General features: G+C 60.6%; 11 protein-coding genes and 1 tRNA gene. 6 read left to right on the top strand and 6 right to left on the bottom strand.

Features of this window, described 5'->3' with window-relative positions:
* Window positions 1–2 precede the first annotated feature (2 nt).
* Together AB5758_RS02360 and AB5758_RS02355 are read right to left on the bottom strand one after the other, a co-directional pair.
* The gene (locus tag AB5758_RS02360; RefSeq protein WP_368141485.1) at window positions 3–791 is read right to left on the bottom strand and encodes a hypothetical protein; all 789 of its coding nucleotides are present in this window, start codon (window positions 789–791) and stop codon (window positions 3–5) included.
* Window positions 791–1,663, bottom strand: a complete 873-nt coding sequence (locus AB5758_RS02355; protein WP_195919388.1) for a methylenetetrahydrofolate reductase — start codon at window positions 1,661–1,663, stop codon at window positions 791–793. Before AB5758_RS02355 ends, AB5758_RS02360 begins: the two co-directional genes overlap by 1 nt.
* Before the next feature lie 426 nt (window positions 1,664–2,089).
* On the opposite strand from AB5758_RS02355, the gene AB5758_RS02350 reads away from it, so the two are divergent.
* Window positions 2,090–4,177, top strand: a complete 2,088-nt coding sequence (locus tag AB5758_RS02350) for a glutamine synthetase III family protein (RefSeq protein ID WP_368141484.1) — start codon at window positions 2,090–2,092, stop codon at window positions 4,175–4,177.
* Between the two features lie 58 nt (window positions 4,178–4,235).
* Window positions 4,236–5,123 carry a 4Fe-4S binding protein gene (locus AB5758_RS02345; RefSeq protein WP_368141483.1) on the top strand — a complete coding sequence of 296 codons (888 nt, stop codon included), beginning with the start codon at window positions 4,236–4,238 and terminating at the stop codon, window positions 5,121–5,123.
* Window positions 5,124–5,401: 278 nt separating this feature from the next.
* Here the strand turns inward: AB5758_RS02345 and AB5758_RS02340 are convergent.
* The 4 genes from AB5758_RS02340 to AB5758_RS02325 form a co-directional block, all read right to left on the bottom strand.
* Window positions 5,402–5,478 (bottom strand) — tRNA-Glu (locus tag AB5758_RS02340).
* Between the two features lie 298 nt (window positions 5,479–5,776).
* The gene (locus AB5758_RS02335; RefSeq protein WP_368141482.1) at window positions 5,777–7,954 is read right to left on the bottom strand and encodes a MurT ligase domain-containing protein; all 2,178 of its coding nucleotides are present in this window, start codon (window positions 7,952–7,954) and stop codon (window positions 5,777–5,779) included.
* A gap of 45 nt (window positions 7,955–7,999) precedes the next feature.
* Window positions 8,000–9,043, bottom strand: coding sequence for a hypothetical protein (locus tag AB5758_RS02330; protein WP_195361393.1), 1,044 nt, complete (start codon window positions 9,041–9,043; stop codon window positions 8,000–8,002).
* The gene (locus tag AB5758_RS02325; protein ID WP_368141481.1) at window positions 9,043–10,119 is read right to left on the bottom strand and encodes a tetratricopeptide repeat protein; all 1,077 of its coding nucleotides are present in this window, start codon (window positions 10,117–10,119) and stop codon (window positions 9,043–9,045) included. The genes AB5758_RS02330 and AB5758_RS02325 overlap by 1 nt, the downstream gene beginning before the upstream one ends.
* 500 nt (window positions 10,120–10,619) lie before the next feature.
* On the opposite strand from AB5758_RS02325, the gene AB5758_RS02320 reads away from it, so the two are divergent.
* The 4 genes from AB5758_RS02320 to AB5758_RS02305 all read left to right on the top strand — a co-directional run.
* A complete protein-coding gene (locus AB5758_RS02320; RefSeq protein WP_006234677.1) occupies window positions 10,620–11,843 on the top strand; it encodes an iron-containing alcohol dehydrogenase in 1,224 nt (407 codons plus the stop codon).
* A gap of 83 nt (window positions 11,844–11,926) precedes the next feature.
* Window positions 11,927–13,027, top strand: a complete 1,101-nt coding sequence (locus tag AB5758_RS02315) for a glycerol dehydrogenase (protein WP_225093253.1) — start codon at window positions 11,927–11,929, stop codon at window positions 13,025–13,027.
* A gap of 113 nt (window positions 13,028–13,140) precedes the next feature.
* Window positions 13,141–14,208: a glycerol dehydrogenase gene (locus AB5758_RS02310; protein ID WP_368141798.1), complete on the top strand. Its 1,068-nt coding sequence runs from the start codon at window positions 13,141–13,143 to the stop codon at window positions 14,206–14,208.
* Window positions 14,209–14,358: 150 nt separating this feature from the next.
* On the top strand, window positions 14,359–15,067 hold a 709-nt coding region (locus AB5758_RS02305), incomplete at its 3' end, for a 4Fe-4S binding protein (RefSeq protein WP_368155344.1).

Genomic DNA, 15,067 nt, shown 5'->3' with positions numbered 1-15,067 from the left:
TCCTAATGGCTGGAATAGCAGGTGGTGTGGGCGGCGCGGAAGCGGCAGTGTTCGCGCATGCGGCAGATATTGCAGGTGGGGCGGCTCTGGGCGTCGTGGACCTCGCCGTCGAATAGGCCGATCACCGCGGTCACGCTTTTGGTGGGCATGAGCAGGCTGGTGGGTGTGACGGTAAGCCCGATGAGCCGCGTGGCGTTGAGCGCATTGACGATCGAGCGCTGGGCCGAGAGCGGGCAGTCGCCATAGCCGGGACTAAAGCGCCAGTTGCCGGCGAGCCCGTGTGTGGCGGCGTCCGTCTTGACCTGCTGGTCCATTTGCTCAACGGCGGCTTCCACGTAAGCGGAGCACGCGGCGTCGAGCACGGCGCCCTCCAGGGGATGTTGGGCTCCCGTGGTGCGCAGGCGACGCTCGGCGTCCATGCCGAGGGTACATGCCATGAGCGCGGCAAAGCGGGCATCTTTGAGATGTCGATAGATATCGCGACCTCGCAGCTCAACGTTGGTGCCGACCAAGCGAATGCAAGGCTCACTTTGTTCGTCCACGCCCGTGGCATCGACGGCAAACACGCGGCGCACGCCACGGGGCTCAATGTCAAGTTCCAGACGCTCGACCACAAGCTCAATACGTCGTGACAGCTCGGGCTCGATCTGCTGGCCGCCGTAACCCAGATACCGCAGCATCTCGGCACGGTCGACACGGGGATGGTGCGCAGCATCGACACGGTAAAGCGCCGGCGACGCAAGGTCGGCCGGCACTTCGACAGCGGTTGTATCGATGTGCGGTTTTTCCATTACCCCAGGCGCTCCATAATGGTCGCGGCGATCGCAGGACGGTTCATAGTGTACAGGTGCAGGCCGTCGGCGCCGTGCTCCTTGAGGTCGCAAAGCTGGCGGGCGGCATAATCTACACCGGCTGCCTGCAGGCTCTCGGGGTCGTTCTCGTACTTGGCGAGAATCTTGATGACGGGGGAGGGCAGCGACGCGCCGCACATAAAGACCATGCGGCTGATCTGCGACTTGCCCATAAACGGCATGATGCCCGCGGTAATGGGCACGGTGATGCCGGCCTTGTCGGCAAGCTCGCGAAAACGGTAGAAGCACTCGTTATCAAAGAAGAGCTGCGTCACAAAGAAGCTCGCGCCGGCGTCCTGTTTTTGCTTGAGGTGTTCGACCGAGAGGTTGAGATCCTCACAGGCAATGTGGCCCTCGGGGTAGGCTGCGGCGCCCACGCAAAAGCCGGCGTCGACGAGCTCGGGGATGAGGTCGCGGGCGTAGGCGTAGTCGGAGGCGGGCTTGTCGTCCTCGGTCGCGCCGGCAGGGAGATCTCCACGCAGGGCCAGGATGTTTTCAACGCCGGCGGTGCGATACTCGTCGATCTTGGCGGCGATATCGGCATGCGAGCGGCCCACGCAGGTAAGGTGTGCCACCGAGGGCGTGTCGAATTCGCTCGAAATCATATGCGCGATGGGGGCGGTGGTGGCACCGTTGCCCGAGCCGCCGGCCGAGCAGGTGACCGAGACAAAGCTCGGCGAAAGCTTGCACAGATTGCCTGCCACTTCGCGAGCCGTGTCGAGGGTGAGCTCGCCCTTGGGCGGGAACATCTCAAACGAAACGGGCGCGGTGCCCTGGGATGCTGCCTGCTTAAAAACCTCGTCGACGCGCATATCGTGCTCCTCTAGATACGTAATAGTGTGATGTGTTGTAAGGATTCTACAGCACCACTGTGTCACGGTGGAGTTTCACTCGTTATTCGGGGATACCAATCAAAGATGCCTTGCTATCGGCTTTCTCTATAACAGAGCGGCTAATCTAGGCACGGACTATAAAGACTGGTATCTGATGCAAAATACCAGTTAATAGAGCTCCATCCCAAATTGACTACCCTTAAACCATGGGGAGAGGTCTGCAATTTATGCAGTTGATTGGCTATTGAGGGTGGCAACGCCGCCTCGATAGGGTAACCTCATTGATTGGTTTCGCGACAGCAACATAACGGTAATGTCGCGGAAACACGGCGAGTCTAAGCTATGACTCGTTCGTTAGTAATCAACACCGCTTCTCACGCGGTGCCGATACGAAGGGAGTTCCGTATGGCCGAACTTACTGACCGCTTCGGGACCATGGTGTTCTCTGAGGAAGTCATGAAGGACTACCTCCCCAAGGACATTTGGAAGCGCCTTGCTGCAACCCTCGAGGGCGGTGAGCCGCTCGACCTGGATGTGGCCAACGCCGTTGCCCATGCCATGAAGGTCTGGGCCATCTCCAAGGGCGCGACGCACTATGCGCACTGGTTCCAGCCGCTTTCGGGCATTACTTCCGAGAAGCACGACAGCTTCTTGGAGCCCAACCACGACGGCACCGCCATTACCAAGTTTACGGGCAAGAACCTCATCCAGGGCGAGCCCGATGCCTCGAGCTTCCCCAACGGCGGCCTGCGTGCTACCTTCGAGGCCCGTGGCTACACCGCTTGGGACCCCACCAGCCCCGCCTTTATCAAGGACGATGTCCTGTGCATCCCCACGGCTTTCTGCTCCTACACGGGCGAGGCCCTGGACAAGAAGACCCCGCTGCTGCGCTCCATGACCGCGCTCTCGCGTGAGTCCAAGCGCGTTTTGGCGCTGTTTGGCAAGACCCCCAAGAAGGTCGTTCCTTCCGTGGGCGATGAGCAGGAGTACTTCCTGATCAAGAAGGACGCTTACCGCAAGCGCAGGGACCTGGTCATCACTGGCCGCACCCTCTTTGGCGCTGCTCCTTGCAAGGGCCAGGAGCTCGAGGAGCACTACTTTGGCGCTATCCGCCCCACCGTCTCGGCCTATATGAAGGACCTGGACGATGAACTGTGGGCGCTTGGCATTCCCGCCAAGACCAAGCACAACGAGGTCGCTCCCTGCCAGCATGAGCTCGCCCCTGTCTATGGCGAGGTCAACGAGGCCATCGACCAGAATCTGGTCATGATGGAGAAGATGAAGCTCATCGCCTCCCGTCACGACTTGGTCTGCCTGCTGCACGAGAAGCCCTTTGAGGGCATCAACGGTTCGGGCAAGCACAACAACTGGTCGCTTGGCACCGAGTCCGAGAACCTGCTCGACCCGGGCGACACCCCGCTCGACAACCTGCAGTTCATCGTCTTCCTCACCGCGGTGATCGAGGCCGTCGATAACTATCAGGAGCTCCTGCGTGCCTCCGTTGCCTCGGCCGGCAACGATCATCGTCTGGGCGCCAACGAGGCTCCTCCGGCGATTATGTCCATTTTCCTGGGCGACCAGCTTACCGAGGTCGTCGAGAAGATCATCGATGGCAAGGCTTCCGTCCATGCCACGCGCGGCGTGCTCGACCTGGGCGCCGATACCTTGCCCAAGCTGATGCAGGACAACACCGACCGCAACCGCACCTCCCCGTTCGCCTTCACCGGCAACAAGTTCGAGTTCCGTGCCTGCGGTTCTGAGCAGAACGTCTCCGACTCCAACCTGGTGCTCGATGCCGCCGTGGCCAAGTCGCTCAAGTCCTTCGCCGACGCACTCGAGGGTACGCCCGAGGATAAGTTCCAGGACGCCGCGCTCGAGTACTGCAAGAAGGTGCTGACCGATCACCAGCGCATCCTGTTCTCCGGTGACGGCTACTCCGATGAGTGGCCCGTCGAGGCCGAGAAGCGCGGCCTTGCCAACAACAAGACCACGGCCGACGCCCTGCCCGCCTTTGTTTCCGATAAGGCCATCGCGCTCTTTGAGGAGACGGGCGTCCTGACCAAGGCCGAGGCTCAGTGCCGCTACGATTGCAAGCTCGAGAAGTACAACAAGCTCATGAACATCGAGGCTACCACGATGGTTCGCGAGGCGCGTCGTACCTATCGCCCGGTCATTACCGCCTATGCCACCAAGGTCGCTAAGGGCCTTGAGACTATTCGTGCCGCCGGTGCTGAGGCCGCCATGCAGTGCGAGCAGAACACGCTCAACAAGCTCTGCAACGGTATCACCACCATTAACGACTCCATCAAGGCGCTCGACGCCGTGCATCAGAAGGCCGAGGCCCTCGATGGCCAGGAGCAGGCCAACGTGTACGCGCACGAGGTCGTTCCTGCTATGGATACGCTGCGCGCCGCCGTGGACGCCATGGAGGAGATCGTGGCCGCCGACTACTGGCCGGTCCCGACCTACGACGACATTCTGTTCTATGTGTAACAGACACGTTTGATTTTGCGTGCGAAGGGGTCTCGCCTGTGCGAGGCCCCTTCTTTTTATGTCGCTCAGACCTGCTTTGAACTTGCAACCGAGCAAGCGTTTCGCGCGGGGCATCTTAAAAGTTGTAACCTGTTTTGGCATGCGGACGTTTCGGGCGTTTGTTCGTAAAGGGGAGGATTATCCGATGAAGGTATTCGATATCGTGTTTAGCCCGACCGGCGGAACGGAAAAGGCGTCTGGCTACATTGCCAATACGTTGGAAGGGGAAACCGTTGCTGTAGATCTGACCGATAGCGGGCTTGGTTTTCGCACGGTTGCGATGACAAAAGAGGATGTAGCCGTGATCGCGGTGCCCTCGTATGGCGGGCGAGTCCCGGCTGTGGCCGCGGAGCGTTTGGGTATGATGCGGGGAAACGGTGCGCAGGCGGTTCTGGTTTGTGCTTACGGAAACCGCGCGTATGAGGACACGCTGGTCGAGCTTGAAGACGCGGCAAAGGGCGCGGGCTTTCGGGTGATCGCGGCGGTTTCAGCCATCGCCGAGCATTCTATTGTTCGCCAGTTTGCAGCCGGTCGGCCAGACCGACAGGACGCTGCGCAGCTCGCTGGGTTTGCGAATCAGATTCAGCAAAAGATATCTGCAGGTGATGCTTCTGAGCCGGCAATTCCGGGCAATCGTCCCTATAAGAAGACAGGGGGCACCGGTATGGTGCCCAAGGCCACAAAAGAGTGCACCGCTTGCGGGGCTTGTGCCGCAGCGTGCCCTGTTGGCGCTATCGATAAAGACGATCCCAAGCGGGTGGACAAAAAGGCCTGCATTTCCTGCATGCGCTGCGTTGCCGTATGTCCGCGGGGCGCTCGCGCGGTAAATCCCGTCATGCTCTCTGCGGCTACCAAGATGTTGAGCAAAGCCTGCTCTGAGCGAAAAGAATGCGAGCTGTTCATCTAGCGCAAGGGCATTGAGTGCTTTTCGTTTTATAACGGCAAAAAGAACGAACCCGTCGGACCTTACATCCGGCGGGTTCGTACATTTTAAAGTTGGTGCCCCCAGCGGGATGTCCGCGTGCGGCTGGCGCCGCCCGCTTCCGCTGCGTCGCTCCGCTCCTTGCGTGCTGCGCTGGAAAACGCTCCGCGTTTCCTCAGCTCCGCACCCTGCCGGGTTCGAATCCCGGCACATGAATAGCAAAAAGCCCGTTACCGCAAGGGCAACGGGCTTCTCAGTTTAAATGGTGCCCCCAGCGGGATTCGAACCCGCGATATCCACCTTGAAAGGGTGGCGTCCTTGGCCGCTAGACGATGGGGACAGCGGGAAAGAGTATAGCAGACTTTTTTAGCCGTTCACATATCGTTGGCAAACTGAAAAACCACCACAAAGGAGTAGGTTTCTATTCCGATTTTCAAATATCTCAATCTGTAATATCTGGGCGGGCAAATCGGCTCTATCTGTTATAGATCGAGACAGACGGCGCACGTCGGGACGAACATCTCAATCTGTAACAGTAAGACGACTTTCAACGGCCTAGATGTTACAGATCGAGACAAAGAAACGTGGCAGATCAAAACCACCACAAAGGTGCCTGTCCCCTTTGTGGTGGCGAGGCGTTAGGGGAGGAGCTTCATCGCGGCGTCGTGGGCGGCGTGCTCGTAGGTGTCGTCGAGGGGCTTGAGCGGCAGCAGGGCGGCGGCCTGCGCATCGCCGCGGCGCTCGAGGGCGTGCGCGATCAGCCAGTCGGCGAGTTCGGGGTTCTTGGGCAGCGCCGGCCCGTGCAGGTACGTGCCGATGACGCCCTTGTAGATGAGGCCCTCAAGGCCATCGTCGCCGTTGTTGCCGGTGCCCGTGACGACGGACGTTCCGAGTGGCGTGGCCTCTGCATCGAGCAGGGTGCGGCCGCCGTGGTTCTCAAATCCCACAAAGGGCTCGGGTGCCAGATCGGTTTTGACGGCTACGTTGCCGATCAGGCGGTCGGAGCCGCGTACGGTTTCGGCGGCAATGACCCCCAGACCCTCAATGCGATTCTCACCCATATAGTACGAACGGCCGAGCAGCTGATAGCTGCCGCAGATGGCGAGCAACGAACCGCCATCCTCAACATAGGATGCGACCTTGTCTTTTTGAGCGAGCAGTTCATGTGCGACCGCCAGCTGGTCGCGGTCGGAGCCACCGCCCATCATGACGATATCGGCGTCGGTGAGATCGAGCGACTCGCTCATACGGACCTCGTCCACGCGCACGGGAATGCCGCGCCAAGCGCAGCGGCGCTCGAGCGCGATAACATTGCCGCCGTCGCCATAGAGGTTAAGGGCATCGGGATACAGGTAGACGATGCGCAGCGGGCGCGAAAGCTCGACTGGCGCGATGCCGACAGGAAGAGCGCTGCCGTCGGCACGGGCTATGGCGCGGGCAGCAACAGCGTCGGCAGTGGCGCCCTTCAGTCCGTCGAGTTCCTTGACCAGCGGCGGGAAGGCCGTGTAGTTGGCGACGGCGTAGAAGGTGTCATCGGCGGCTTCATCCACAACGGCGCCAATTGCCTGCGCGACGTCCGAGATAATCGCGGCATCGATGCCGGCGTACTTGAGGCGTACCTGCATGTCGTGCGCACGCGTGCCTCCGGCAAAGGCGACAAGTCCTGGGGTATCGGCGATGCGCTCAAAGTCGACGTCGTAGATCCACGATACATCGTGTCCGTCGGCGTCGTTGTCGTTGAGGAAGAAAGCGCAGAGTCTGCCGCCTGCCGTCTTGATGGACTGGATTTGTCGATCGAAGCCTACGGGATTCTTAGCCAGGTTGGCCTCGACGGTGCGGCCGGCGATATCCCAGCGGCCCATGCGTCCGCCGGCGGGGACGTAGGCATCGAGCGTGGGCTGCAGGTGCGCGGTATCCACGCCTAACTCATGTGCGGCAAAGAATGCAGCGGCAACGTTGTAGACCATGTACAGGCCGTTGTAGCGCGTGGCGATGTGTGCGGCAGCCGCGTCGGACGCAGATCCAAAGACCAGGTCAAAGCCGTAGCCGTCGCAGCCGAGCTCTACGCCCGTCACGCGACGGACAAGCGCAGGGCGTGCCCAACCGCACGAGGGGCAATGGTAGGCGCCGAGCTGGCCGTATTGCACGTAGTCATACTCCAGCGGCGCGTTGCACTGTGAGCAAAAACGTGAGTCGCTAATGCGGTCAGACTCGGTGTTGGTGGCGCCGTCGATGCCAAAGGCAATACTCGCGTTGGGAACGCGCGCGGCAATCGAGGCGCACAGCGGGTCGTCGGCGTTGTAGATGAGCGTCGTTGCCGGCGAAAGCTCCAACGCGTGGGCGATGACCTCCTGGGTGTGATCGATCTCGCCATAGCGATCCAGCTGGTCACGGAACAGGTTGAGCAGCACAAAGTACGTCGGCTTGAGCTTGGGCAGAACGCGTACGGTGTAAAGCTCATCGCACTCAAAAACGCCCACGCGCTTGCCGCTGCTGGTGTGTTTAAGGCCGCCGCGGGCCTCGAGCAGAGCACCTACCACACCAGGCTCCATATTGTTGCCGGCACGGTTGCACACCACGGCAGCACCGCTGGCAGCAACGGCGTCGGCGATGAGGTTGGAAGTGGTGGTCTTGCCATTAGTACCCGTAATCACCACGCTGCGGTCGACAAGGCCAGCGAGGTCGCTCAGCAACTCGGGGTCGATCTTCATGGCGATGCGGCCGGGGAGTACGCCGCCCTGGCGCTTAAGGACGGAGCGCAGCCCCCAGCGAGCGATATCGCTCGAGGTGCAGGCAAGAGATGAGCGGAGGTTCATGAAACCGTTCCTAACGTAAACGACATGGTCGGGTCGAGTGCGTCACTAAAATCCGTAGCGGCGCGCAAATTCCTGGGCAAGCTGCGATACATCTTCGCAGGCGTTGGCCCAGGGGGCAAAGTCGGGAGTGTCCGAGATAATACCGTCCGCTTCCCAAACGGCCTGGTGCGAAAGATCCCAGGGATCGTGTGGCTCGGGCCGGCAGGGAAGGTACGGTGTCTGGTACATGGGGTTCAGTAAGAAGAACGCGCCACCCTCGCAGCGGTTGGCAAACTCACGCAGCGCGCGTGTCGCCGGGCGCATCTTGTTTGTTTTGAACAGCAGAATCGTGCGGGCGAGCAGATACCAAGGAGAGTTCTCGAGGGCATCGGCCCCCATCTGCTCCTCGAGCTGGTGGGCCAGGGCAAAAAAGCCGTCCTCGTCTTCCAAGCGAGCGAGGGCGAGTAACACGGTGCCTGCCGCTCGGGTGGGATAGCCTTCCGCCTTAAGAACACGGCGAGAATAGTTGACGGCAGCACGGTAGCGGGCGCTCGCCATGCACAGCTGCGAGATGGCCTCGAGTGTGTGAAGCCACCCGATAAGCGCCGGCTCGCTCACGGTGAGCTCTGCCGCCGTCACGCCGTCCGTCAAAACTTTGTTGGCCCAGTAGTGCGGGGCCTCCATATCGAACCCGGGCACGCTTTGCTGCAGGTAATCGGCCGTGGTTGCCTCGAGCTTCATCAGGTCGCCCAGGCAGGCGTCAACGGGTGTGTCGGCCAGGATGATGGCGAGCAGCTGCGCGTCGACGGTCAGTGCGTCGACGCGGACAATCTTGAGCAGCTCATCGCGCATGTCGTCGAACAGGCGATTGCGCGTCTGCTCAAACTCCTCGTCGCTGCCCATATCTTCGATGCGATGGAGCTCGTCGAGCAGGTGGCGATGAACACCGGCATAGGACAGCAGCGCCTGGGCATGCTCGGACTGCGCGTACTTTTGGGGATTCGCACTAATGTCGTTATGGACAAGCTCGCGTGCTGCATCGGTGAGCTCGGGGTGCGACGCCAGATAGGTGCGCTCCAGGTAGGCGGGGATGTAGACGCTCGGATCCATTAGAGGTCTCCTCCCTTAAATGGAAGCCCCTGCTCGGCTGCGCGCAGGATGCGCTCGTCGATTTGGGAGCGCACGATGTCGTTGGTGGCGACCCAGGCGGCAAAGCTGGCGTTGTCGGGGGCGCCCAGGCCCTCCTGCAGTACCGGCGTCGCCTCGGACAGCGCAAGGACAAGCTCGTCGGTGGAGCCCACACCCACGTTGACGCGGGCATAGACGCCATCGGGAAACTCGGTTTGGAAGTAGAGTGCCTCGGCTGCGTGCGGACACGAGCGCACCAGGATGCGCAGGTAGTGCTCGGCGCCCTCGTAATCCAGCTCGCGCCAGGCTGCGCTCATCAGTGCGATGAGCGTCCACGGGTCCAGGTCGCGCTCCGCATCTTTGGGACGGCGGCGCAGCGGCGCGTTGGCAAGATAGGGCACGGAGTGGGCGGAACGAAAACGCTTGAGCTCCTCGGCAGGGTATTCGAGCTTTGCCATGGCAAGCATCGCAGTATGGCGGACGCCGGCGGGGTCGTTGGGCGCAAAGTCCAAGCTGCGATTCGCGGCTTCGAGCGACATGCGGTAGCGTCCGCTAATGAGCGCGCGCGATGCCAAGGCGGCAAGCCAGCGCAGGTAGGGGCGGCGCATAAGGTCGCCTGCGGCCTCACGCTCGTAGGGGTCCTGCGCCGAGGCGGTCTTGAGCGCCAGATCGTGCTCCACCTCGTCGCACTTGGACACCAGATACTGCACGTATTCCTCGTTGGAGCCGGCGGTGAGGGCGGTCAGCATGCGCTGAGCGTCCCAGTTGGTCGGGTCGAGCGCGGCTGCCTCGCGGAGCATGTTCTCGGCAGCTGCCTCTTCTTGCTCTGCCTGGGTATCGTCAGGGATAAAGGGAATGCGGTAGTCGACAGCCTCGACCACCTTGGCAATGAGGTGCCCGGCGCGGTCGCGGTCGTGCACGATGAGCGGTGCGGGGTTGCGGGTGAATTGTTCCATCAGACGCTCTACGGCGGCAGCGTCGGTGAGCGGGATATTGTCGCGGCGCAAGGCCTCAAGAACGAGGCGATGGCAATCCTCTTGAATGGGATCGAATGCCATGGGGCCTCCTTTGCTGCGGTTAGGGTTCAAATGTTTCTATATAAGGTTCTAGTTTACCCGCATGTGGCACGCCGGGGGTGCCGCACTTGGACTTGCACCTTTGCACCACGAAGACGGATGTCGCACAAATGTCGGCACCTTGGACGACCGAGTGGTATCACGGTGCCGCAAACGGTCGATTTTTGGCGGCGAACGGTGCATATTTTGGAGGGGCACAGTCCTGCCCGGGATATGTGGTCAACCTTGATAAAACGTTTGCCCAGCTTGGGAGTATGAATGCCGCACAAGGGTCTTCAGGGATAGAAAAAACGTTTCATCATTGGCGGCTTTAGGTGAATAACTGACCAACCAGAACGGTAAAATAGTGTTTGTCTGAGCGTTGAGACGTTTAGACATCGCGCATTGTCATCGCCGGCAACGCGCAAACCGGTCCTAACGGAGCCAATTGGGTGCTCCGTTATATACGCAAGTCTAAGAGGGGCTTGTTTAGGAGGCACAGTATGGGACGTTTTACCAATCCTCGCGATTTGTACTTTGGTGAGGGCGCTCGCCACGAGGTGAAGAACCTCAAGGGCAAGAAGGCCATCATCGTTTCTGGCGGCAGCTCTATGCGCCGCGGCGGGTTCCTGCAGGACGTCGAGAACGACCTTAAGGAAGGCGGTTTCGAGGTCAAGCTGTTCGAGGGCGTCGAGTCCGACCCGTCCATCGAGACGGTCATGAAGGGCGCCGAGGCCATGCGCGAGTTCGAGCCCGACTGGATTATCGCCATCGGTGGCGGCTCGCCCATCGATGCCGCTAAGGCCATGTGGGTCTTCTACGAGTATCCCGAGGAGTCCTTCGATAACATCATCCAGCCGTTCAGCTTCCCCGAGCTGCGTCAGAAGGCTCATTTCTGCGCCATCTCCTCTACCTCCGGCACCGCTACCGAGGTCACCGCGTTCTCCGTCATTACCGACTACGCCAAGGGCATCAAGTACCCGCTGGCCGACTTCAACATCACCCCTGATGTCGCCATCGTCGACCCCGAGCTCACCTACACCATGCCCGCCAAGCTGTGCGCTCACACCGGCATGGATGCTCTGACCCACTGCATGGAGGCCTACGTTTCCACCTGCGCCTCTATGTTCACCGACGCCAACGCTCTGCACGGCATCCGCGAGATCGTCGAGTGGCTGCCCAAGTCCTATGCTGGCGACCATGAGGCCCGTCAGCACATGCACGAGGCTCAGTGCATCGCCGGTATCGCCTTCTCCTCGGGCCTGCTTGGCATCGTTCACTCCATGGCTCACAAGACCGGTGCTGCCTTTGAGAACGGCCACATCATCCACGGTGCTGCTAACGCCATGTACCTGGGCAAGGTCATCCAGTGGAACTCCAAGGATCCCCGTGCTGCCGAGCGTTACGCTTACGTGGCCAAGGAGATCCTGCACCTTCCCGGCGAGACCAACGAGGAGCTCATCGCTGCACTCGTCCAGAAGATTCGCGACCTCAACGACCAGCTCAACATTCCGCAGTCCATCAAGGATTACGCGAATGGTGGCGTGAAGGTCGACGCCGAGAACCCGCAGATGGTTTCCGAGGAGGAGTTCCTCGCCAAGCTGCCCGAGATCGCCGCGAACGCCGAGCAGGACGCCTGCACGCCCGAGAACCCGCGTGAGACCAAGGCTGCCGACTTCGAGAAGATCCTCAAGGCCTGCTACTACGACACCGACATCGATTTCTAATCGACTCTTGTTATCGTAACGAGGGGCTCCGCACGTATCTGTACGGAGCCCCTTTCTTTTTTCTTTTAGAGAATGGGATAGTTATGGCTGCAATTTTCAATAGCCCCAGCAAGTACATCCAGGGTCCGGACGAGCTCGCCAAGCTCGGCTCTTACGTTGAGCAGCTCGGCGCTAAGGCCCTCGTCATCGTGACGCCTTCGGGCAAGAAGCGCGTCGGTGCCAAGATCGAGGGCGGTTTTACCGAGGCTAAGGCCGAGCTGCTGTTTGAGGACTTTAACGGCGAGTGCTCCAAGGGCGAGGTCGATCGCCTGGTTGCGCTCGCCCGTGACAACGGTTGCGACATCATCGTCGGCGTCGGTGGCGGCAAGATCCTCGACACCGCGAAGGCCGTTGCCTATTACCTGGAATCCCCGGTTATCATTTGCCCCACCATTGCTTCGACCGATGCCCCGTGCTCGGCGCTTTCGGTGCTCTATACCGATGACGGCCAGTTCGACAAGTACCTCTTCCTGAAGGCAAACCCCAACATTGTCCTGATGGATACGACGGTTATCGCGGCGAGCCCGGTGCGCCTGACGGTTTCCGGTATGGGCGATGCACTCGCAACCTACTTTGAGGCCCAGGCGACGCATGATGCCGACGGTGGCACTTGCGCCGGCGGCAAGGGCGGCATGGCTGGCTTGGCGCTCGCCAAGCTCTGCTACGAGACGCTTATGGCCGATGGCGTCAAGGCCAAGGTCGCGCTGGAGAAGGGTGCGCTCACGCCTGCCGTCGAGCACATCATCGAGGCCAATACGCTGCTTTCGGGCATTGGCTTTGAGAGCTCGGGCCTTGCTGCTGCTCATGCCATCCACAATGGCCTGACGATGCTGCCCGAGTGCCACGGCATGTATCACGGCGAGAAGGTCGCCTTTGGCACTATCGTCCAGCTGGTACTCGAAGATGCTCCGACTGAGAAACTCGAGGAAGTCTTGGGCTTCTGCATTGAGCTGGGCCTACCGGTCACGATGAAGGAACTTGGCGTTGCCGAGCTTACGCGCGAGCAGGTCATGATTGTTGCCGAGGCCGCGTGCGCGCCCGAGGACACCATGTGCAACATGCCGTTTGAGGTGACGCCCGAGATGGTCGCAAACGCCATCCTGGGTGCCGACGCGCTGGGCCACTACTATCTCATGGATGAGTAAATCAAGCTAAGGAAGGGGCAAAGCCAGCAGGTGGCTTTGCCCCTTTTTGCTATGGTGCAAAGGGGTCAGGTTGCTTTGCACCAATCGTTGTTTGATGAAGGGCGGATTCTCGTATGGCGCTTCCCATGGTTTATGGCGGTCCTGGCCGGTATGTTCAGGGGCCGGGTGAGCTCTCGCGTCAGGGCAGGTATTTGTCATGGTTGGGTTGCGCTGCCTATGTCCTGTTTGACCAGGGCACCGAGGATCGGCTGTGCAAGCAGATCGTCGATGGATTTCTGGATGAAGATCTAAGCGAGCCGTTCTTTAAGATTTACAACGGTCCGTGTACGGAAGATGCCGTTGTCGAAATGGCCAAGGAAGCCCGGGCCGAGTATTGCGACATGGTGGTGGGCATTGGCGGCGGCAAGATGCTCGATATCGCCAAGGCCGTTGCGTTTTATGCCGAGTTGCCGTTGTGCGTATGTCCCACGGCGGCGTCGATGGACGGTCCGTGCAGCGCGATTTCGGTGCTGTATCACGAGGATGGGTCGTTCGACCGCTACCTGATGCTCGAGAAGAATCCAGACCTGGTCGTGGTCGATACCAACGTGGTCGCGGCGGCCCCGCTGCGTATGACGGTCGCTGGTATGGGCGATGCGCTGGCAACGTATTTCGAGGCGCGTTCGTGCGCCGCGGCGCACGGCGCCAACGAGCACGGTGGCGCGCCGGGACACTTGGCCTTGGTTGCGGCTCGTGCCTGCTATGACACACTCATGGAGTGCGGCGTCGCTGCCAAGCGCGATCTCAAAAAGGGCCGTACATCGCCAGCGGTTGAGCGCCTGATCGAGTGCAATATTCTGCTCTCGGGTGTTGGCTTTGAGAGTGGTGGCTTAGCGCTTGCCCATGCCATAGCCAACGGCCTGACGATTCTGCCCGAGTGCAAGGCCATGCATGGTGAGGCCGTGGCATTTGGCCTGGTGGTGCAGCTGCGCCTGGAGCGTGCGCCCGAGCTTGATCAGATGCTCGAGTTTTGCCAGCGCGTTGGTCTACCGACGACGCTCGCGGAGCTGGGACTTGGCGAGATTTCCGATACCGACCTGATGAGCGTTGCGGATGCGGTCTTTAGAAACGAGCGCAATATGGCCAATGAGCAGGCCAAGGTGACCAAACAGAAGCTCGTGCAGCTCATGTGCGAGGCATAGCTTGGCGCTTGATTGACCTTGTGCAATCGGGGCGGCGATAGGCCATGGGTTATTTCCCTCAAGGTGCACCGCGTGTAATTTGCCCGAGGCGTGGGCCGATGGCGTATCATTATCTCTTGCTTGTTTGCACTGCTCAGGGAGGGGCCGCGCATGGCGCAGGAACACGATCTGTTTGATGACATTATCGAGATCAGCAAGGGTTTCGACTTTCTTAAAAACCCGCTTGGCGGTGTGACCGATGCACTCGATCCCTCGGCGCCTCAATGGAATCCTGCTGACTACAAGGAGCGCCCGCGCGGCAACACCATTCCGTGCCTGACCTGCAAAAACGAAAAGAGCGGCTGCACCGCGTGCATGGACGTGTGCCCGGTCAACGCTATCGAGGTCGAGGAAGACGCCATCGAGATCCTCGACTCCTGTCGCAAGTGCGGCCTGTGCGCCGCTGCCTGTCCGACCGAGGCGATCATCTCGCCGCGCCTGGCGCCCAAAAACGTCTACGACGACATTGTCTCGGCGGCTACGAGCCACGAGACCGCCTACGTCACCTGCACGCGTGCCCTTAAGCGCATGCCGCGCGAGAACGAAGTCGTCGTTGCCTGCGTGGGCGATATTACGGCCGAGACCTGGTTCTCGGTACTGGCAGACTATCCCAACGTGAGTGTGTACCTGCCGTTGGGCGTGTGCGATAAATGCCGCAACACCGGCGGTGAGGACATTCTGGGCGAGGCGATTGCGAAGGCCGAAGAGTGGTCTGGCACGGGTATGGGCCTGGAGGTCGATCCCAAAAGCCTCAAATGCCATAAGCGCCGCGAGTACGAGCGCAAGGAGTACATGGATAAGATCGCCCGCACCACGGGCC

Origin of the sequence: Collinsella aerofaciens (assembly GCF_040926405.1) — a bacterium.
Taxonomy (GTDB): domain Bacteria; phylum Actinomycetota; class Coriobacteriia; order Coriobacteriales; family Coriobacteriaceae; genus Collinsella.
This window is presented reverse-complemented; position numbering and strand designations above follow the sequence as displayed.

Excerpts from the sequence above, each read along its gene's own strand:
- AB5758_RS02355 (WP_195919388.1), bottom strand. The coding sequence starts at position 1,663 with ATGCGCGTCGACGAGGTTTTTAAGCAGGCAGCATCCCAGGGCACCGCG.
- AB5758_RS02335 (WP_368141482.1), bottom strand. The coding sequence starts at position 7,954 with ATGAACCTCCGCTCATCTCTTGCCTGCACCTCGAGCGATATCGCTCGC.
- AB5758_RS02345 (WP_368141483.1), top strand. The coding sequence starts at position 4,236 with ATGTCGCTCAGACCTGCTTTGAACTTGCAACCGAGCAAGCGTTTCGCG.
- AB5758_RS02310 (WP_368141798.1), top strand. The coding sequence starts at position 13,141 with ATGGCGCTTCCCATGGTTTATGGCGGTCCTGGCCGGTATGTTCAGGGG.
- AB5758_RS02350 (WP_368141484.1), top strand. The coding sequence starts at position 2,090 with ATGGCCGAACTTACTGACCGCTTCGGGACCATGGTGTTCTCTGAGGAA.
- AB5758_RS02315 (WP_225093253.1), top strand. The coding sequence starts at position 11,927 with ATGGCTGCAATTTTCAATAGCCCCAGCAAGTACATCCAGGGTCCGGAC.
- AB5758_RS02320 (WP_006234677.1), top strand. The coding sequence starts at position 10,620 with ATGGGACGTTTTACCAATCCTCGCGATTTGTACTTTGGTGAGGGCGCT.
- AB5758_RS02360 (WP_368141485.1), bottom strand. The coding sequence starts at position 791 with ATGGAAAAACCGCACATCGATACAACCGCTGTCGAAGTGCCGGCCGAC.
- AB5758_RS02325 (WP_368141481.1), bottom strand. The coding sequence starts at position 10,119 with ATGGCATTCGATCCCATTCAAGAGGATTGCCATCGCCTCGTTCTTGAG.
- AB5758_RS02330 (WP_195361393.1), bottom strand. The coding sequence starts at position 9,043 with ATGGATCCGAGCGTCTACATCCCCGCCTACCTGGAGCGCACCTATCTG.